A 20,331-nucleotide genomic window follows, 5' to 3' on the forward strand; every position below is an offset into this window, starting at 1 on the left:
CGTGAGAGTGAGTTGTACACCACATTACACGTTTTACTCCCTGTCGCGCCCAGATTTCGGGGGGGGGTGTGCACCAAAAATTTTTGCGCACCCACTCACCTGCCGCAAGCTGCATCCTCTGCGGGAATATCCTCTGTAGGAATAGTCCTCTGGGGGCATAGAAAAATCCCCCGAACTTCTCAGAAGAGAAATTCGGGGGATCCTTCAATCAGCTACATGCTACTTGGTCGGCAGTTCAGCCAGTTCGGTAGCGTCGTGTGCCTCGGGGATGTGATCCACGTGCAGACGCTTACGGAAGACCCAGTAGGTCCATGCCTGGTAGACGAACACGACCGGCAGACCCATGCAGGTCACGAAGGTCATAACGCCCAGGGTGTACTCGGAGCTGGAGGCGTTCGCAATGGTGAGCGAGTATGCCGGGTCCAGGGTGGAGGGCAGAACGTTCGGGTACATTGCGGTGAAGATTGCCAGAGCGCCGAATGCGAGGAACACAGACAGACCAGCGAAAGCGCGACCCTCACGGCCACCCTTTGCGGAGATCCAAGCAATCAGAACAGCAACCACAGCCAGGATGGTGCACAGCCAGGAGACGCCGTTACCGGTGGTGAAGTCCAGTGCCAGAACCCATGCAACGATCGGCAGCAGCAGGACGGGAGACCAGCGTACCAGGGTGTTACGGGCACGGTCACGGATGTCACCGTCGGTCTTCAGAGCGATGAAGGCAAGACCCTGAACCAGGGAGAAGCCAACGAAGCCCAGACCGCCGAGCAGAACCGGCAGGGAGACCCATGCGAAGGCGCCGCCGACGCGGTCACCATTGTCGTTGATGGGCAGACCCATGGAGGTCAGGCCCAGCAGAGCACCAACGAGCAGTGGGATAAAGAAGGAAGAAACAGACAGAGCGATGTTCCAGTTACGGATCCACTTCTCGTCGTTCTTCTTGCCGCGGTATTCAATGGCGACCACGCGCAGAATCAGGAAGACCAGCGCGAGGGTCAGGGGGATGTACAGAGCCGAGAAGAGGGCTGCGTACCAGATGGGGAATGCAGCGAACAGAGCTGCACCACCGGTCACAAGCCACACCTCGTTACCGTCCCAGACGGGGCCGATGATGTTCAGCAGCAGACGACGTTCCTTTTCGTTCTTGGTGAACTTGGAACCCATCAGCATACCGACGCCCAGGTCGAAACCGTCGAGAATCATGTACATGATGAAGAAGACACCAATGGCAGCAAACCAGAAGGTGGGCAGGCCAGGCTGACCGGCAAAGATATTGAAATCAAAGTTCATGGTGAATCAATCCTTACCCGCCTAGTAGGCGAACTCCAGCACATCGCGCTTGGACTTGTCGTTGGACTCGTCCTCGTGGTGCGACTGAACCAGCTCGGGCATTGCTGCCACCACACCGGCCTTGACGTACTTGATGAGCAGGTAAACCTCAACCACCATCAGCACACCGTAGAGCAGACCCAGGGTGAGCAGGGAGAAGAGGATTTCTTCACCAGAAACACCCGGGGAGATAGCTGCTGCAGTGAACAGGTGAATCGAGGGGTCACCCTGAAGGTTCGGAGCCACAACGAAGGGCTGGCGGCCCATTTCGGTGAAGATCCAGCCGAGGGAGATAGCGAAGAAGGGAGCCAGGATGGACCAGACTGCAACGTTCTTGAGCAGCTTGGACTCGGGGACGGTGCCCACGCCCTTCTTACGGGTTACCCACAGCGCGTAGAGATAGAAGGGCAGTACGACCGCACCCAGACCAATCATGCCGCGGAAGCCCCAGTAGGAGACCTCGAGGGAGGGCAGGTAATCAATCTTCTGACCTGCACGCTCACCGTAGAGCGGGTTGTTGGGCAGGTTGGTGCCGAACTTAGCTTCGTACTCGGGCAGCAGGGTCTGAATACCCTTCACCGGGGTGTCGAAGTTGTCGTGTGCCAGGAAGGACAGCACGCCGGGGACCTCGATGACGGTGTGGATCTTATCGCAGCTCTGAGCGCCGAGCTCACCGACGGTCAGAACGGAGAAGGAGGTGCCGTCGTGGCACGCAGCTTCTGCAGCAGCCATCTTCATGGGCTGCTCGTGAATCATCATCTGTGCCTGAATGTGACCGGACGCGCCGATACCTGCGAAGGCGAGCAGGCCCACAACAGCACCCAGGCGCAGGGACTTGAACCAGACCTGGAAGTCGGCCTTGTCGCGTGCGCCCTTGTCGAACTCACCAACAACAACCTTGCCGTCAACGACCTTGTCGATGCCGTCCTTGCGGCGGCGCCACAGCTTGTACCATGCGATACCAACCAGGAAGCCACCAGCAACCTGGATAGCGGAGGTGATGACGTGAGTGAAGGTCACCCATGCGAGGGGGTTCATGAGCACGGCACCAATATCGGTCATACGGGGACGACCGTCAATCATTTCTGCGCCAACGGGGTGCTGCATCCAGGAGTTTGCAACCAGAATGAAGAATGCAGAAATCCAGGAGCCAAGGACTGCCATGAACAGCGAGAATGCGTGTACAGCAGGCTTGAGGCGGTCCCAACCGAAGATCCACAGACCCAGGAAGGTCGACTCAACGAAGAAGGCGAAGAGGCCTTCCATTGCCAGCGGAGCGCCGAAGACGTCGCCGACGAAGCGGGAGTATTCGCTCCACGCCATGCCGAACTGGAATTCCTGAACCAGACCGGTGGCCACACCCATTGCGAAGTTAATGAGGTACAGCTTGCCCCAGAACTTCGTCATGCGCTTGTATTCGTCCTTCTTGGTACGAACGTAGCAAATGTACAGGTAGGTCACCACAAGGCCCAGACCCAGAGTCAGCGGAACCATGAAGAAGTGGTAGACGGTGGTGATACCGAACTGCCACCTACCAAAATCAAGGGGATCCATTGATAGGTCCTTACTATGTGTGTACTTAATGTGTGCTTGTGCCAGATTTCGGGTAGTTCCCCGTCAATGGGGAGCGTACGAGAGTTACTGACACACTGTCTCTCATGCTTCTAAGGTACAGGGTTTTCCTGAGGAGCTGTGAGTAGGCTGTGCATAGTATGGACGTTTATTGTTTGACGTTTCGCTAAAGGTACCTTGGACGTTATCCCTCGATGCGAGGGTGGTTAGAGGAATGAGACACGATGGTGCCTTGCGGGGTTACGGGGTAGTTTCGGAACCACGGTGAAACTTTGCATTTTTATATTATTTCTGCAAAATTTTGGTGACAGATTCCCGGAATATGACAGGCGGTTCAAGTAGTACTCAAAGCTTAAATTTGCCTGCTTCATGCGGAATTTACGCGGAATCTCCGAGAATTGCGTGACTATTCTCACACAAAATTCGTGGATTGTGACACGCCAGCCACCACTGCCCCGCAAGGCACCGCACGCTACATATCAATGCTCTCAGTATCCAGCTGATGAGCACCGGCAATGATGAACTCCTTACGCGGAGCCACCTCAGAACCCATCAACAGAGAGAACGCACGCTCGGCAGCCTCCGCATCCTCAATACGAATACGGCGCAGCATGCGATGACGCGGATCCATCGTCGTCTCAGCCAGCTGGTCGGCGTCCATCTCACCCAGACCCTTATAGCGCTGAATGGGTTCCTTATAAGACACGCCCTGCTCCTGCAACGAATCCAGAAGCTCGTGCAACTGCTTCTCCGAGTAGGTGTACACCATCTCGTTCGGCTTGCCGCGGCGCACCACCTCCACGCGATGCAGAGGCGGGACCGCAGCGTACACGCGACCCGCCTCAATCAGCGGACGCATGTAACGGTAGAACAGAGTCAGCAGCAGGGTACGAATGTGGGCGCCGTCCACGTCCGCATCGGTCATCATAATGACCTTGCCGTAGCGAGCAGAGTCCAGATCAAAAGTACGGCCTGAGCCTGCACCGATGACCTGAATCAGCGCCGCACACTCAGCATTCGCGAGCACATCAGTCACCGAAGCACGCTGAGTGTTCAGGATCTTACCGCGAATCGGCAGCAGAGCCTGATACGAAGAAGAACGCGCCAGACGCGCAGTACCCAGCGCCGAGTCACCCTCCACAATGAACAGCTCAGAATGCTCAACATTGGTCGAACGGCAATCCACCAGCTTAGTAGGCATGGACGAAGACTCCAGCGCGGTCTTACGGCGCTGAGTTTCCTTATGGATGCGCGCCGAGACGCGGGTCTTCATCTCAGAGACGACCTTCTCGCACAGAGCGGCCGCCTGAGCCTTCTCCGCACGGGCGGTCGACTCCAGGCGAGCCTTCAGCGCATCGCCCACGACCTTCGACACGATCTGGCGAACCGCCGGGGTACCCAGAATCTCCTTGGTCTGACCCTCAAACTGCGGCTCGGCAAGACGCACGGTCAGCACGGCGGTCAAGCCGGCGAGCACGTCGTCCTTCTCAATCTTGTCGTTACCCACCTTGTACTTGCGGGCATTATCGGCAAGGTGCTTGCGCATCACGCGCAGCAGGCCCTGCTCAAAACCGGTCGTGTGAGTACCGCCCTTGGGGGTGGCAATAATGTTCACGAAGCTGCGGACCGTCGTCTCGTAACCAATGCCCCAGCGCAGCGCAACGTCCACTTCGCAATCGCGTTCCACGTCGGTCAGCTGCGAGCGGCCGTCCTCCCCCAGCACCGGCACGGTCTCGGTGAAAGAGCCGCTGCCGCTAAAACGCCAGGTGTCGGTAATACGCTCATCATGCGCCAGAAACTCGACGAACTCGCTAATGCCGCCGTCATACTGGAAAACCTCCTCGTGGGGCTCCAACTCGCCGGGGGTGCCGGGCAGTCGGCGCTCATCGCGGATGCAAATACGCAGACCCGGAATGAGGAACGCGGTCTGGCGCGCACGAGCAGCCAAGTCCTCGTAGCTGAACTTAGCGTCGGGGGTGAAAATCTGCGGGTCAGCCCAATAACGCACACGGGTGCCGGTCACGCCGCGCTTAGCGCGACCCACAATCTGCAGGGCGTCAGTGCCCTCGGTTGCGGGAGTGAACGGATCTTCGGGCTTGGGGGTGCGGCCGGACTCGAAGAAGCCGGGAATGCCGTGGCGGAAGGACATCTGGTAGGTCTTCGAGCCACGATCCACCTGCACGTCCAGGCGGGAAGACAGCGCGTTCACCACGGAAGCGCCCACACCGTGCAAACCACCGGACGCGTTATAGGAGCCGCCGCCAAACTTACCGCCGGCGTGTAGCTTGGTGAATACGACCTCGACACCGGACAGGCCGGTGCGCGGCTCAATGTCGGTGGGGATACCGCGGCCATCATCGCGCACCTCAACCGAACCGTCACGGTACAGAATGACCTGAATGGACTGGCCGAAACCGGCGAGCGCCTCATCCACCGAGTTGTCGATAATCTCCCAGAGGCAGTGCATCAGGCCGCGGGAATCGGTGGAGCCAATGTACATGCCCGGGCGTTTGCGTACAGCTTCCAGACCTTCCAGCACGGAGAGGTGACGGGCGGTGTAGTTCGAAGACGCCACGGGAATCCTTTCGGGTGAATATGTCTGCGGTGGTGAACGCGTGCCACCGGGCGGAGTGCGAGTCCGGCTCAAGTGCTACGGGGGCAGAACGACAGCGGGGCACGACGCGTGTCGTGCCCCGCAGAGCGTTCAACGTTCGGAACTCTATTCTAGCGTGGCTTGGGGAAAAGAGTGATTAAGACAGTCACCGCTAATGCGTTGCTCTGTTCCCACGTTCCTTCCCCTAGTGAGCATCACCCGAGGCTCGCGAGGAGCTCTCGTGACGGTTCGTGACCATGATATTGGACTTGAAGTAGAACTCTTCGGGAAGCTCATTCGTGACCGGGCCGTGCGGGAACTCGCTGAGCTTCGGCACAAAGTACCAGTCCATCAGCTCGCCGCTGCTCTGCTTGAGCACGCGGCGTTCCCTCATGGCGTGGCGTACCTTGCGGCGCAGGTGGGTGCTGTCTTTCAGGGTGCTGGTGAAGACCCACGGGGTCTCGTAGCCTTCGGTAATCATGCCGAAGGTGATGCGCAGGTTGCCGTTCTCGTCGGCATCCATCGTGAAGTCGCCGTCGGCGATGTCGGTGAAGGCGAGCATCCAGCTGTGTCGGCGTTCGTAGCTTTCGCGGGTGGTCTGCAGCGCCGCAATGAGGCGGTGGTCGACCAGCAGCTCCACCTTGCGTTCGGTAATTTCACCCAGACGAGCGTAGGAGCCGAAGGCGCGGTTTGCGCCGCTGCGGCGAGGCCACTTCGTCACCGCACCGTGCGGCACCTCCCCCGCAAAGGTGAAGGGGCCCGTCATAGTGCCGGGCAGACGCAGACGCTCAAACGGAGCGGTCGGCAGGAAGGTCGTCAGCAGCTGATCGGAGCTGACCGACTTACCCCAGCGCGCCATCTCAAAAATGGTCGGTTCAGGGCCTACAGGGTAGATGCGCGGCATCTTGCGACCGAACTCGTCAAAGCCCTCAATAAACTCGCCGTTGGAGCTGTACCCGGGCATGGTCGCACCGAGCGGGCGAGTCCACGACCCCGAATACGGCTTGGTCAGGTGCGGGTTCTCCACCGGCAGGATGCTGGTGCGAGCACCCAGGTAGGCGGGCATGCGCGAGAGGTTACGCCAGGCGAACTTCGCGGCAACCGCCTCGCGCCACCACATCGGGCGTTTGCCCGGGGTCTGCCCGCCCAGGCAGTGCATGAGCAGCCAGAATCCAGCCCAGCCGAGGCACCCTGCAGCAACCACGCAGAAAATAATCGTCAGCACAGTGTGCAGGGTTCCGGTTGCCCAGATATTCGTGGCGATTAGAGCCATGAACGCCACCCACGCCGCCATGACGTACGGCCCGAGCGTAATCATCGGATCGACCACCTTCACGGCGGCAATGACGCGGCGGTTCAGTCCGCGCCACACGTAGGAGTACGCCCAGCATCCGGCGGCAAGGGCGAGTGCCATCAGCAGAAGAAGGATGAGCATCAGTGTGTCTCTTTCGCTGCAGGTTTTTCTACCGCGGTCGGTGACCGGCGGGCATCGGGTAGGTGCCCCGTTGACAGATGCACCGTTGAAATGCTCTTCAACAACAAAACTCGCCTGCCGAAGGTACCTTCAACAGACGAGTTTCTTTGGTGTCACTAACCTTGAGGTAAAGCTTCTCTACCTATTGTGCCTTTAATTGGTATCCCTGTGGGGGATTTTAGGGGGATGCACGAAAAAATCGCACTCAACCCCCGCATTTTCACCCATCGGACCGGCGCAGTGAGTATGCTCTGGCGCCTCAGCGACGGTTTTAGACAGAGGTTTTAGACAGCGGTTTTAGGAGGTCAACGCCGTGGCGATCTGAGGAATCAGCGCCTCAAAAGCACGCGCACGGTGGCTAATCGAGTTCTTAATCTCAGCCGGAATCTCAGCGCAAGACTTGCCAGCGTACTGCCCCTCGTACAGGGCGTTCTCACCGTTCAGCTCCACGGGGCGCAGAATCGGGTCGTAGCCGAAGCCGCCCTCCCCCGCCGGTGCGGTCAGCAGCTCGCCGGGCAGCTCGCCGTACTCGACCGCCTCAAAACCGTTCGGGGAGGCAACCGAGGCCGCGCAGCAGAACTTCGCGCCGCGGTGCTCGGTAGAAATATCGCTCAGCTGAGCCAGTAGCAGGTTCAGGTTCGCGGTGTCATCGCCGTGGCTACCCGCCCAGCGCGCCGAGAAAATACCGGGAGCGCCGTTGAGCACGTCCACCGACAGGCCGGAATCGTCAGCAATAGCGATCAGGCCGGTTGCTTCGGCAACAGCGCGCGCCTTCAGCAGGGAGTTTTCAGCGAAGGTCACGCCGGTCTCGGGAACGTCGGGTGCGTTCACGCTGGAGGCGTCAACCACCTGGGTGTCAACGTCCAGGCCGTCAATGCGTCCGCGCAGAATTTCGCGCAGTTCCTTGAGCTTGCCCTTATTGTGGCTTGCCAGAACAATCTTTGCGTCTGCCATAGTTTCTCCTTGTTGACGGAACTAGTTACTGGGACGGGTTAGTGTGCCAGTGCTTCACGCTGAATCTGAGCCAGTTCAGCGGTGCCTTCCAGCGCCAGGTCGAGCAGGCTGTTGAGCTCGTCGCGGTCGAAAGGCGCGCCCTCGGCGGTGCCCTGAACCTCAACGAACTTGCCGCTGCCGGTGACGACCACGTTCATGTCGGTCTCGGCGCGAACGTCTTCGGTGTAGGGCAGGTCCAGCATGGGGGTGCCGTCAATAATGCCCACCGAAATTGCGGACACCGAATCGATCAGAGGGTTCGCCTTAGCGGGCAGAATCTTCTGCTCCTTCGCCCAAGAAATAGCATCAGCCAGCGCCACGTATGCGCCGGTAATAGAAGCGGTGCGGGTGCCGCCATCAGCCTGCAGAACGTCACAGTCGAGCACGATGGTGTTCTCGCCCAGCTCGTCCATGTTGATGACCGCACGCAGGGAGCGACCAATCAGGCGAGAAATCTCGTGGGTGCGGCCGCCCACGCGGCCCTTCAGCGACTCGCGCGAAGAACGGGTGTTGGTGGCGCGCGGCAGCATGGCGTACTCGGCGGTCACCCAGCCCTTGCCCTCGCCCTTGAGCCAGCGCGGCACGCCCTCGGTGAAGGATGCGGTGCACAGCACGCGGGTGTTTCCGAACTCGATGAGGGCGGAACCCTCGGCGTTGCGGGACCAGCCGCGGGTAATGGTGATGGGGCGCAGTTCGTTGAGGGCGCGGCCGTCGTCGCGGGTTGCAGTCATGGGTTCTCCTTGAATCTGTCTGCGGGATCTGTGTCTGTCTGTTGATTCTATGTCGAAAAGTGGGCGGGGCTGAGCGCAGTTTGTACTAGCCCAGCTTGTTTTAGCCCAGCTCGGGTTTGGCCTAGTCCAGCTCGGGCTTCACCTAATCTAGTTCGGGCTTAGGGAGCGCAATCGCGGTGTTCAGCGGCGGGTCAAGCACCTCCACCACGTTCAGGGTGGACGTGACCGGGTGAGCCTCCGTCGGGCGCGGGTAGATGCGGTAGCTTGCCGCCATTTCGGCAATGCCGACCGGGCCGGAGAAGGCGCTGCGCGCCTCCGCGCGGGCAATGTCCGGGTCGTTCCACACGGGCAGGTGGGTCAGCAGCAGGTTACGCACGCCCGCCTCCGTGGCGGCTTCGCCGGCGCGCTTGCCGGTCAGGTGAATACCGCGCAGGGCGTCGTCGCGCCCCTCCTGGTATGCCGCCTCGCAGAGGAACAAGTCAGCACCGCGCGCAGCCTTGACCAGGCCCTCGCACAGGTCGGTATCGCCCGAGTACGAGAACACGGTGTGGCCCTCGCGGTCGTTGCAGGTGATGCGCAGCGCGTACGGGTCCTTCGAGGGGTGAACCACGCGGAACGGCTCCACGCGGAAGGGACCAATCTGCACGGGCTCGCCCTCAGTCCAGGTGTGGTAGTCAAACTCGGTGCTCATGCCCGGCTCCGGGTCCAGGCCGTGAGTTGCCGAAAGGTACTCGTTAATCGCGGCGGGACCGTACAGCGGAATGCGACCCTTGGGCCAGCCGCGCGGATCCCACTTGACTGCCACGTGCAGACCGGACAGGTCGATGCAGTGGTCTGGGTGCAGGTGCGAAATCAGAATCGCGTCGATATCGCTCAGGTCGATATGGCGCTGGAGCATGCCGAGGGAGCCGTTGCCCATGTCCATGATGATGCGCCAGGTTCGACCCGCGAAGTCCGTGGCGGTGAGCATGTAGCAACTAGCCGGTGAGACGGGGCCGGGAAAGGAGCCCGTGCAACCGATAACGGTTAGACGCATGAGGTGTCGTCCTTAGGGGTGGTGCCGGAAAATTCGGTGCCCGCGACAGTGTGTGCTGCCTCTGCAGGATCTGCCGATTCGTCGAGGGTGATGTTGCGGTGTGCCGCAAGCATTTCGGGGGTGAGTGCCGCCAGCGAGCCGGTCGGGTAGCGTTCCGCCACGGAGCTGGTGTGGCGCACGTTGGTGACCTCGGGGCCGAGGAAGCGGCGCGCCAGCTGCGAGAACGTCTCAGATTCGCCGGTGGCGAGGAATTCATGGTGCGGATTTTCCGCGGGGACCGGGCTTTCAATGGCGAGGTTGAGCAGTTCGCGGTACACGTCCTTCGCGGTCTCATCCGCGGAGGAAACCAGGGTGACGTCCTCACCCATAATGTAGGAAATCACGCCGGCCAGCAGCGGGTAGTGGGTACAGCCGAGCACGAGGGTGTCCACGCCGGCATCCTTGAGCGGCTGCAGGTACTCGCGGGCAGTCTCCAGCAGCTCGGGGCCGGAGGTAATGCCCTTCTCCACGAACTCCACGAAGCGCGGGCACGCCACCGAGTGCACCTCAAGGTTCGGGGTAATCGCGAAAGTGTCCTCGTAGGCGCGGGAGGTGACGGTCGCCTCCGTCGCAATCACACCGATCTTGCGGTTACGGGTTGCGGCGAGCGCACGGCGGGCGGCGGGCTGAATCACCTCGATGACGGGAATGCCGTACTGGCGGGTGTAGCGTTCGCGGGCGTCGCGGAGCACCGCTGCGGAGGCGGTGTTGCAGGCGATGACGAGCATTTTCACGCCGGAGTCGACGAGTTCATCCATGATGCGTAGCGCGTTGGCGCGTACTTCTGCGATTTTGAGGGGGCCGTAGGGGCCGTGGGCGGTGTCGCCGACGTAGATGATGCGTTCGTGAGGCAGCTGGTCCATGATGGCGCGTGCCACGGTGAGTCCGCCAACGCCGGAGTCGAAGACGCCGATGGGTGCCGCGGCGGTGGGGCCTACAGGCGCGGGGCTTCCCCAGGGGGTGCGGGCACGGTAGGGATTTGTTGCGTCGATGCTGTCACTCATGTGTCACCTACACTTCGTTATCGGTCGGGTACCACGTTCTATGCTAACTCGCTAAGGTTACCCTTTTAGTCCGTTGGGCGGTTAGATGAGTCGAGAACCACCATTATGTGGTTGTATATGACGATAGTTTGAAGGGGAATTTGAAAAATTCGTTCTATTCTTGCTCTTTTTCCCCGCCATTTGCCCCGTCAAATGCTCCGCCGGTCACATCCTCTTCTTCGTTGTCCAGCCCGTCGAGCATGGCGAGCATGAGCGAGTCCTGAACCCAGGAGACGAAGTTGTACACCACAGCCATGTACTCTTCCTGGGTCTCGATCTCGGACGGGTCGGTGAACGCTGCAATATCTTCTGCGGTGTCTTCGTCCACGATGTAGAGGCGGTCGGCAAGCACCAGGCGAATATCGCCGAGCGCAGTAGCCCAGGCGCGGGCGTGTTCCTCGTTCAGGCGCAGGTCGCTGGACTCAATGTCGAAGGCGAGCATGGCGAGGTTCGCGCGTTTGGTTTCGCGCAGGTCGCGTTCGGTGTAGCGGCGGTATTCGGTGGCGGCCTCGTCGTCACTGCTTGCGGCGGGAAGCAGGCGCGCCACGGCGCTGTCGGCGGGGATGGTGGGGTTTTCGGTGATGCCGACCAGCGCCTCCAGCGGGTCGACGGTGCCGCCGTCGGCGGTGGTATCTGCCGGGCGCAGCAGCGCGCGCACGTCTTCGGCGAGTTCGCGGATCAGGTCGCGTTCGGCGGGTTCGAAGGAGGCGGTGTAACCTCCGGGGGTGCGGCGGAAGGGTCGCGCCATTAGTTTTCTACTTTCTCGAAGGTTGCCAGCAGACCCCAGGCGTGCATTGCCTGGGTGTGTTTTTCGGCGTCTTCGCGGGAGCCGGTGAAGACGATTGCCTTGCCGTTGTTGTGCACCTGCAGCATGAGTTCTTCGGCGCGGGCACGGGAGTAGCCAAAGTGGCTACGGAAAACGTAGGACACGTAGGTCATGAGGTTGACGGGGTCGTTCCAGACGATGACGTTCCAGGGGATGTCTGCGGCGAGGATGTTCTCCAAGGCGGTGTCGAGGTCGGTGTCCTCGAGGGTTCCGGTGGAGAGGGTCACGGCGGTAGTGTTCATTGGTTTCCTTTGCGGCCGGTTCCCTTTGATTATACGGGCGGGTATGTGTTGCCCCTGTGTGGCCCCTGTGTTCGTCCTGCGCTACTGCGGTGTTCGTCCTGTACTGCTCCCGCACAGAGTGCTGGTAATTTGTCATACTACAGTACTTAGAGTCAAGAATACTTTATGTAGTGATTGACACGCCGACTCAAGAGGAAAAATACCCTAATCCCCCACTACAATAAACACATGGCTACTACTTCCCTTCTCACCGACCACTACGAACTGACCATGCTCCAGGCGGCACTCGCCTCCGGCGCAGCCAACCGTAAGTGCACCTTCGAAGTCTTCACCCGCCGCCTGCCCGCGGGCCGCCGCTACGGCGTCCTCGCAGGCACCGGCCGATTCCTCGAAGGCCTCGCTAACTTCCGCTTCAACGACGAAGAACTCTCCTTCCTCTCCTCCCGCAATATCGTCAACAAAGAGACCCTCTCCTACCTCGAATCCTTCACCTTCAGCAGCAATATCCGCGGCTACGCAGAAGGCGAAGCGTTCTTCCCCCACTCCCCCGTCCTGCAGGTCGAAGGCACCTTCGCCGAAGCGTGCGTCCTCGAAACCTACCTGCTGTCCATCCTGAACTTTGACTCCGCCGTGGCAAGCGCCGCCTCCCGCATGAGCGCAGCCGCAGGCAACCGCCCCTGCCTCGAAATGGGTTCGCGCCGCGCCCACGAACGCGCCGCCGTCTCCGCCGCACGCGCCGCCGTGATTGCCGGCTTCGCGGGCACCTCCAACCTGGAGGCTGGCCTGCGCTACGGCCTGCACACCATCGGCACCAGCGCCCACGCCTTCACCCTGCTGCACGACAGCGAACGTGAAGCGTTCGAGGCGCAGCTGCGTTCCCTCGGCGCCCGCACCACCCTGCTCGTCGACACCTACAACGTGGACGAGGCAGTCCGCCTCGGCGTGGAACTCGCGGGCGAAGAGCTTGGCGGCGTGCGCCTGGACTCCGGCGACCTGGTTGCCACCGCGGCACGTGTGCGTGAACTGCTCGACTCGCTCGGCAACACCCACACCAAGATCACCGTCACCAGCGACCTGGACGAGTACGCCATCGCATCCCTGGCGGCAGCACCCGTGGACTCCTACGGCGTGGGCACCAAGCTGGTCACCGGTTCCGGCGCGCCGACCTCCTCCATGGTGTACAAGGTCGTTGAGCGTGAGAACTCCGCCGGTGAAATGCAGCCGGTCGCTAAGGCGTCGGCTGGCAAGGCGTCCATCGGTGGCGCCAAGCGTGCGGCCCGCCGCCTCAACGGCATGGGCATTGCGACCGCCGAGGTTCTGGGCACCCACGAGGACCCGAACCTGCTCGAGGACACCCGCCCGCTCATGGTGGACTTCGTCCGCAACGGCGAACTGCTGCCCGGCTTCACCGGCGAGGAAGGCGTGCGCCGCGCAACCGCCCGCCACGCTGCCTCCCTGGCTGAGCTTCCCGAGGCCGCCCGCCGCCTCTCGGAGGGTGAGCCGATCATTCCGACCGAGTTCATCTAAACCACCCTTCTGAGATACTGTTTTCACTCGGCGAATTTCACTCGGCGAATCAGAGTGAAAACTCATTCCTATTTGTAAAGGACAGACATGTCTAAGGCACTGATTATTGTTGACGTGCAGAACGATTTCTGCGCCGGCGGCGCCCTCGCCACCGAGCGCGGTGCGGACGTTGCCGCGCTGATTAGCGAATACGTGGAGAACAACCACCACCGCTACGACGCGATTGTCGCCACCCAGGACTGGCATATCGATCCGGGCTCGCACTTCTCTGACACCCCCGACTACGTTGACTCCTGGCCGGTGCACTGCGTGGCGAAGAGCGAAGGCGCGCAGATTCACGAGAACCTGGACACCGACTACATTGAGGCGTACTTCCGCAAGGGCCGCTTCGAGGCAGCCTACTCGGGTTTTGAGGGTCTTCTCGCCCCCGAGGATGAGGTCGCAACCGGCGAGCACGAGCCTGGTGCGGATGCGTCTGAGGACGGCCCGCAGACTCCCCTGTCGGAGTGGCTGGATGAGCGCGGCATCGAGTTCGTCGATGTTGTCGGTATCGCCACCGATTATTGCGTGTCGGCAACCGCTCGCGATGCGGTCGATGCAGGCTACGAGACTCGCGTACTGATTGATCTGACCGCGCCCGTGCACGAGGACAAGTTAGACGACGTGGTTGCCGAGCTTGAAGATGAGGGCGTTGAGGTGGTTGAGGTTCTCTAACCTCCACCAGCTCTGCCGGTGACTCGCTATCTAGGCGGGCACTGAATACCGGGCGCTGAATATACAGAGGCGGGGAGCCTGGGATGTACTATCCCGGGCTCCCCGCCTCTTAGTGTGTCCACGACCTAGCGTGCCCGCAACTTAGCATTCTCAGCACCCGCCGGGCAAAGAACCCCGGCGGTCATGTAGCCGATTGAGCCGCTTACTTGAAGCGAACCTCCGCCATGCCATTCACGCGCACGTTCGGGCCAGCCGGCGCCTCCTTAGTGCCAACGATTGCGCCGTTACGCACGCTCGGCGCCAGGTAGGATCCGCCAGCACCACCGGCGCCGCCCTGCTGAACGTAGCCGACCGCGCGGCGCGGGTTCTTCGGGTTGTTGCACCACTGCTGCGAGATGATGATTGCCGAAACCGCGTTCGCCACGCCGGAGCCGCCACCACCGTAGCCCGCACCGCCGCCAGCAGACACCACGGTCTGGTAGCCGAAGAAGTTCTTGCTGATGGTGATGCTGGTGGTTCGTGCGGTTGCGGTGCCGGTCAGATTCACGGGGTCGTTCTTGTCGTACTGGTAGGCGTACGCACCCACGCCGTCCGCACCGTTCGCGTTGAAGCCGCTACCGCCGGTTGCGCCCGCGGTGCTGGTGCTGTGGATGACCTGCTTGTTCTGGGAGCCGAAGCCGACCAGACCGTGGTCGCCAGTGGGCAGGCTATTGGGAATAGCGCCCATGCCGCCTCGGCCGTTGAATGCGCCAGCACCCGCGCGTGCGGTGATCTTCAGGTTCGCCTCGACGCTGTACGCATCGCTTGCGGCTGCGCCTTCGGAACCCATGGCGGATTCTGCGTTGCCGCCGGAGCCGCCGCGCACCCATTCCAGGCCGCAGACCGGGCTAATGGCGTAGCTGGAGCCGGGCAGCGGTGCGGTGGAGCTGGAGTTACGCACGTGTCCGCCGCCGCCACCTGCAGCGATTGCGACCACAGTGCCGTTGATCAGCAGCGCGGAGGAGCCGCCACCGGATGCGGCGTAAATGCTGCGCTTGAAGTGGGTGTGGGGTGCGCCGTCGCCAGCGGTGGGGTTGCCGTAGGTGCGGGGGTTTGCTGCGTCGATAATAGCCTTCGGACCTGCGGGAACAGTGACCTGAGCGGCGGAGGAGCCGCCCTTGCCGTAGCCTTCACCGCCGGTTGCGGGCTTGGATTCGTTCCAGCTTGCGCCATTGCGGGTGACGCGCTCGAGCACTCCGATGCCGCCTGCCGCGGCGACGATTTCTACGGTTGCGCCGGGGGTGACGCTGACGGTGCCGGTGACCTTGGCGCCGCATCCGCCCTGGCTGCGTGCCATGACGGTGCCGCCCGCGCCGCCGGTGAGGGTGAAGCTGAGTTCGCGTACGCCCGCCGGGACGGTGAAGGTCTTGACGGTCTTGCGGCCGTTTGCCTGGCCCTTGATGGTGTGGGAGGTGCCGGTCTGCGCGCCGTTGGCGGCGTAGGCGGGTACGGCTGCGGAGGCTGCGATGACGGGCAGTGCCCAGGCGGCGCCGGTGAGGATGGTGCGGCGGGTGGGGTGTGCGTTGTGGGGCATGAGGTTTTCTTTCATGAGGGCTGAGGGTACGGGTTGAGTAGAGTGAATAATTTACACCATTGTGCACTGAGTGCAATATTCATTTTCTAGGGTATAGACCTTGAAAAACATTCTCAACTCGCCGCGCTATGCCCCCGCTCAACCCGGCATTTCCGGGGTATAGCGAAGGCCCGCAGACACCGAAGTGCCTGCGGGCCTTCAGGTTGGCGCATTACTACCAACCTTTTCCTCAAAAGCCATTGGTTTCATCGTTGAGACTCAACGAGACATCACTCAATGGCATTCTCCGTGAGTGGCCAAAATACACCAAGAGACCACTCGCCAGAGAAGCACACAGTCCTCATGCCAGATACGCGCGGATGCACATCTGGGGGACTAAAACTTAGGGGCCGGTTCTCCCACTCCTGATGAGATTTCAGGAGCGGGAGAACCGGAAGGGTTAGCGTCTAACCCACCGAGCAACCCAAGAGGGAGACTCGGATAAGCACGCTATTAGGAGCGCTCGCAGAGGGTGACCTTCACGTAACCGGGGTTACGAACGCCAGATTCCTTTGCACCGTTGTTAGCGGATGCGATGGTACCGTTCGGGACGGAGGGAGCGACGTAGGAGCCACCTGCACCACCTGCGCCTGCCTGAAGCAGTGCGCCAACGTTCTGGCGGTATCGAGTATCACGGGGGTTAGCGTTCCACTTCTGGGAGGTAATGATGGAGGAGAGGCCGCGAGCAGCACCGGAGCCACCGCCACCGTAACCTGCGCCACCGCCTGCGGAAACAACGGTCTGGTAACCATTGAAGTTCTTACGAGTTGCGTCCTCCTGCAGACCGCCAATCTCGTCACCCTTAGCTACACCCGCATCAATAGCCTTCTGGTTAGTGACGGGAACCTCTTCAAGCTTGGAGATGTCGTTGTTGTCGATCTGGTAGGAGTATGCGAAGACGCCGTCTGCACCCTTACCATCAAAGCCGGAGCCACCCTTGTCACCAGCGGTGGAGGAGCTGAAGAGCTCCTGCTTGTTCTGGCTGGTGAAGCCCAGAACGCCGTAGACGTTAGCCAGCTTGTACAGCAGGGGCTGCTCGCCACCTGCACCACCCTGACCGCCGTTACCACCCTTACCACCGGCAACCTTCATAGCGGTGCCATCAGTGGTGTGCGGCTTCAGAACGGTGTAGTGAGAGATGGAGGTCTCAGCGTCGCCACCGGCTGCTGCGGATGCGTCTGCACCAGCGGGCAGAACCGACTTAACTGCGGTGTCGTCCAGAGCGGTGGTGGAAGCGTCAACTGCCTTGGAGTTGTAGAAAGGATTCGGGACTACCTTATCCTCCCCGTTAATCTTCTTGACGATCATATCCGGATGATTGTTGCTACCGGGCTGGGTACGGATACCCGCACCGCCACCGCCACCTGCGACAGCAATCGGGGTGCCGTCGATAATCAGAGCGGAGGAACCGCCACCGGAACCACCATAGAGGTAACGCTTCATATCGGAAGGCTTGGACCAGATAGCATCAACGCGAGCCTTAGCGTCGGCGGGAACGGGCTGTTCGTTTACGTCGCCACCGTTACCGTAACCCTTACCACCGGTTGCGGGGCGGGTCTGCCAAATAGCCTTGCTGTCAACACCGGGCTCGGAAATCAGGTAAGCCACACCACCGGCTGCTGCGACCAGCTCAACAACCTGGCCTTCCTTGACGGGCATTTCACCGGTCACGAGAGCACCGGAACCACCAGCAACCTGGAAGGAGCCGCCACCTGCGCCACCAGCGACCTCGAAGCGAATCTTGTCAACCTTCGCGGGAACGGTGAACTTCACGGTGTCCTTAGCGCCGGAGGGCTGACCGGAAATGTTGAACTTGGGAGCAGATGCGTAGGCGCACTCAGTAGAAGATGCAAAAGCGGGAACTGCAGCAGATGCTGCAACAACCGGAGCAGCCCATGCTGCGCCAGCTACAACCTTGCGGCGAGAAATGTTAGTAGACATGTATGTCCTTCGAGAGTGATATCTTGGGCATTCACTCTCACCAAGAACGCGGCCGATAAATCCACGCAGGGCAGACGCACACAAAAAGTGAAGATAGCGTGCAGAAGAGAGTGAATGCATGATGTTTCTATACAAGCGTCAGCCCCTGCATAGCCAGAAGATCAAAAACACAAAGGTCAGCTTCAAAAGCACAGGGAAACCCAACACTTGGAGAAAGCATACCCCCCCCGTATGAGTTTTTCAAGCGAAAAACGCACACAATCTTCCATAAACCCACTTTGACCTGCGTTATTCAACCAATGCTTGAACTTTTATTCACACATATTCCACCCTTAAATCCCTCTGGCACACCTCCCATAAACAACCTTCAGACGATGTTTTTCTCAAATTAGGAAACAAAAACCAACATCTACTTTCCAAGAACCACACATTCCCACCATCTAGTCGCCTTATTTTTCCGCGCATGTGCTTTTAAGCACCTCAAAAAACCTTCAGGTAAAAATCACTCAAAGAGCTACAGTAGCCCCACAAACGTAAGAAGCCCCGCGAGCGCAAAAACTCGCGGGGCTTTTCTTGACGTTCTATCCGCGTTCTAGCGTCGACCAACAAACCAGTCCGACAGCTTATCGAGACGCGCCTGAATCTGCTCCGCAGAAGCCTGCGCGACCGCCGGGCCGCCACAAATCTTGCGTAGCTCGTTGTGAATCACGCCGTGCGGCTGCCCCGAACGAATCGACCACGCCGCCACGTTCTTCGCCAACTTATTGCGCAGCGCCTTCAACTGGCGGTGATCCACCACCGAAGGTGCCGCCGTCGCCGGGCGACGCGCCGCGTGCTCACGCTGATGCGCACGCAACAGCGTACCCACCTGCTCCGCATCCAGCAGACCCGGGATACCCAGGAAGTCCTGCTCCTCCTCGCTACCCACGGCAAGGTTGCCGGAGGCGAACTCGGCGCCGTCGAACAGCACACCGTGGAAGGACGCCTCGGAGCCGAGCGCCTCGAACTTGCCGCGTGCCAACTGCTCGGAGGCGCGCTCCTCGCGGTTTGCTTCTTCGAGCAGGTGGTCGTCCAGGCCTTCAACCATGGGGTCGATTTCCTGGGGTGCGCCGCGGTCGAGGGCGTGGTCGCGCTCGACCTCCATGTCGTTGGCGAGCATCATCAGCTGCGGCACCGACGGCAGGAACACGGAGGCGGTTTCGCCGCGCTTGCGGGCACGCACGAAACGGCCAATTGCTTGGGCGAAGAACAGCGGGGTGCTGGTGCTGGTGGCGTACACGCCCACGGCGAGGCGGGGCACGTCCACGCCTTCGGATACCATGCGCACGGCGACCATCCAGCGCTGCATGCCTTCACGGAATTCGTCGATTTTCGCGGAGGCTTCACGGTCGTCAGAGAGGATCACGGCGGGGTATTCGCCGGTGATTTTCTGAATCTGCTCTGCGTAGGCTTTGGCGTCCGCGTGGTCGGTGGCGATGACGAGCGCGCCGGCGTCGGGCACGGTGCGGCGCACCTCGGTCAGGCGCTTATCGGCTGCCGCGAGCACGGTCGGGATCCATTCGCCGTTGGGGTCGAGGGCGGTTCGCCACGCCTGGGAGGTGATGTCCTTGGTGAAACCTTCGCCGAGGTTTGCCGCCATTTCTTCGCCCGCGGAGGTGCGCCAACGCATCTGGCCCGAGTACGCCATGAAGATGACCGGGCGCACCACGTGGTCCTTGAGCGCGGGGCCGTAACCGTAGGAGTAGTCCGCCTTGGAGCGGCGGATACCGTCATTGTCGACCTCGTAGGTGACGAACGGAATCGGGGAGGTGTCCGAACGGAACGGGGTACCGGTCAGCGCCACGCGGCGGGTCGCGTCGTCGAACGCTTCACGCAGGCCGTCACCCCAGGAAAGGGAATCACCGGCGTGGTGAATCTCGTCAAAAATCACGAGGGTTTTCGTTTCCTCGGTGTTGCGGGCGTGCAGCTGCGGCTTATTCGCCACCTGCGCGTAGGTCAGCGCCACGCCCTTGTAGTGGCGGCTGATGGTCACATCCGCGTTCTTGAAGTTCGGGTCAATGGGAATACCGACCTTCGCGGCGGCGTCTGCCCACTGCTTTTTCAGGTGGTCGGTGGGCGCCACAACGATGAGCTGGCGGACCGTGCCGCGGTTGAACAGTTCCTTGGCGAGGGTGAGCGCGAAGGTAGTTTTACCCGCGCCGGGGGTTGCCACAGCCATGAAGTCGCGGGGGTTGGTTTCGAAGTACTTCTGCATGGCTTCTGCCTGCCAGGCGCGCAGGTGCACCGAGGTGCCCCAGGGGGCGCGGTCGGGGTATGCCGGGGAGAGCTTCGGCTTCACCATACTGTCGAATAGGGTGGGTTCCTCTGCGGGTGCGCTCATTCTCTCCTTCTTCCTCGTCTACCTCTGCTGATTCCTCCCGCCAACTCAGCGCAGGGTGTTCCTCCCCCGTGTGGAGGTGGTGGGCACTCTGGCGTTCCCATTGCTCTGGTGTTCTTAGCGCTCTGGCGGTCCGGGCACAGCGAGGTTAAATTCTAGCACCACATCCGCGGGTTGGGCCGGGCTGTGGTGCAAGAATTTAGTGCTCGTCAGCAAAGTCTCATGAGCGGTGTTGGACCGTTGAGTCTTGCTGCTGCGGCGTGTTATTTATTCGTATTTATT

The 20,331-nt window shown here is 60.9% G+C and carries 15 protein-coding genes; 2 read left to right on the top strand and 13 right to left on the bottom strand.

The features are described from left to right. Positions 1 to 219: 219 nt before the first annotated feature. From cydB to clpS, 10 genes are all read right to left on the bottom strand, one after another. Complete coding sequence (gene cydB, locus HMPREF2842_RS00780; protein WP_070641889.1) at positions 220 to 1,290, bottom strand: cytochrome d ubiquinol oxidase subunit II; 1,071 nt, start codon at positions 1,288 to 1,290, stop codon at positions 220 to 222. A 21-nt stretch (positions 1,291 to 1,311) separates the two neighbouring features. Continuing rightward, positions 1,312 to 2,883: a cytochrome ubiquinol oxidase subunit I gene (locus HMPREF2842_RS00785; RefSeq protein WP_070641891.1), complete on the bottom strand. Its 1,572-nt coding sequence runs from the start codon at positions 2,881 to 2,883 to the stop codon at positions 1,312 to 1,314. 490 nt (positions 2,884 to 3,373) lie between these two features. Then, positions 3,374 to 5,476: a DNA gyrase/topoisomerase IV subunit B gene (locus HMPREF2842_RS00790; protein WP_070641894.1), complete on the bottom strand. Its 2,103-nt coding sequence runs from the start codon at positions 5,474 to 5,476 to the stop codon at positions 3,374 to 3,376. A 223-nt stretch (positions 5,477 to 5,699) separates the two neighbouring features. After that, complete coding sequence (locus HMPREF2842_RS00795) at positions 5,700 to 6,929, bottom strand: RDD family protein (RefSeq protein ID WP_070641896.1); 1,230 nt, start codon at positions 6,927 to 6,929, stop codon at positions 5,700 to 5,702. Positions 6,930 to 7,265: 336 nt separating this feature from the next. Continuing rightward, the gene (locus HMPREF2842_RS00800) at positions 7,266 to 7,922 is read right to left on the bottom strand and encodes a non-canonical purine NTP pyrophosphatase (RefSeq protein WP_070641898.1); all 657 of its coding nucleotides are present in this window, start codon (positions 7,920 to 7,922) and stop codon (positions 7,266 to 7,268) included. A gap of 38 nt (positions 7,923 to 7,960) precedes the next feature. Beyond that, positions 7,961 to 8,692, bottom strand: coding sequence for a ribonuclease PH (rph, locus tag HMPREF2842_RS00805; RefSeq protein ID WP_070641899.1), 732 nt, complete (start codon positions 8,690 to 8,692; stop codon positions 7,961 to 7,963). A 142-nt stretch (positions 8,693 to 8,834) separates the two neighbouring features. Next, positions 8,835 to 9,728, bottom strand: a complete 894-nt coding sequence (locus HMPREF2842_RS00810; RefSeq protein ID WP_049350312.1) for an MBL fold metallo-hydrolase — start codon at positions 9,726 to 9,728, stop codon at positions 8,835 to 8,837. After that, the gene (gene murI, locus HMPREF2842_RS00815) at positions 9,719 to 10,771 is read right to left on the bottom strand and encodes a glutamate racemase (protein WP_070641901.1); all 1,053 of its coding nucleotides are present in this window, start codon (positions 10,769 to 10,771) and stop codon (positions 9,719 to 9,721) included. Before murI ends, HMPREF2842_RS00810 begins: the two co-directional genes overlap by 10 nt. A 154-nt stretch (positions 10,772 to 10,925) precedes the next feature. Beyond that, positions 10,926 to 11,558, bottom strand: coding sequence for a DUF2017 domain-containing protein (locus HMPREF2842_RS00820; protein WP_070641903.1), 633 nt, complete (start codon positions 11,556 to 11,558; stop codon positions 10,926 to 10,928). Next, entirely contained in the window at positions 11,558 to 11,878 is a 321-nt protein-coding gene (clpS, locus tag HMPREF2842_RS00825) for an ATP-dependent Clp protease adapter ClpS (RefSeq protein WP_070593485.1), read from the bottom strand. Before clpS ends, HMPREF2842_RS00820 begins: the two co-directional genes overlap by 1 nt. 228 nt (positions 11,879 to 12,106) lie before the next feature. Here clpS and HMPREF2842_RS00830 point away from each other — a divergent pair, with 228 nt between their 5' ends. Together HMPREF2842_RS00830 and HMPREF2842_RS00835 are read left to right on the top strand one after the other, a co-directional pair. Then, on the top strand, positions 12,107 to 13,405 hold the full coding sequence (locus tag HMPREF2842_RS00830; RefSeq protein WP_070641904.1) for a nicotinate phosphoribosyltransferase: 1,299 nt from the start codon (positions 12,107 to 12,109) through the stop codon (positions 13,403 to 13,405). A gap of 87 nt (positions 13,406 to 13,492) precedes the next feature. After that, positions 13,493 to 14,119: an isochorismatase family protein gene (locus HMPREF2842_RS00835; protein ID WP_049352972.1), complete on the top strand. Its 627-nt coding sequence runs from the start codon at positions 13,493 to 13,495 to the stop codon at positions 14,117 to 14,119. 202 nt (positions 14,120 to 14,321) lie between these two features. On the opposite strand, the gene HMPREF2842_RS00840 is transcribed toward HMPREF2842_RS00835, so the two are convergent. The 3 genes from HMPREF2842_RS00840 to HMPREF2842_RS00850 all read right to left on the bottom strand — a co-directional run bounded on the left by HMPREF2842_RS00840 (position 14,322) and on the right by HMPREF2842_RS00850 (position 20,052). Beyond that, positions 14,322 to 15,692 carry a hypothetical protein gene (locus tag HMPREF2842_RS00840; protein WP_070641905.1) on the bottom strand — a complete coding sequence of 457 codons (1,371 nt, stop codon included), beginning with the start codon at positions 15,690 to 15,692 and terminating at the stop codon, positions 14,322 to 14,324. Between the two features lie 492 nt (positions 15,693 to 16,184). Further along, positions 16,185 to 17,672, bottom strand: coding sequence for a transcriptional initiation protein Tat (locus HMPREF2842_RS00845; RefSeq protein ID WP_070641907.1), 1,488 nt, complete (start codon positions 17,670 to 17,672; stop codon positions 16,185 to 16,187). Between the two features lie 592 nt (positions 17,673 to 18,264). Then, complete coding sequence (locus tag HMPREF2842_RS00850; protein ID WP_070641908.1) at positions 18,265 to 20,052, bottom strand: DEAD/DEAH box helicase; 1,788 nt, start codon at positions 20,050 to 20,052, stop codon at positions 18,265 to 18,267. Between the last annotated feature and the right edge of the window lie 279 nt (positions 20,053 to 20,331).

Origin of the sequence: Rothia sp. HMSC069C10 (assembly GCF_001812205.1) — a bacterium.
Classification (GTDB): domain Bacteria; phylum Actinomycetota; class Actinomycetes; order Actinomycetales; family Micrococcaceae; genus Rothia; species Rothia mucilaginosa.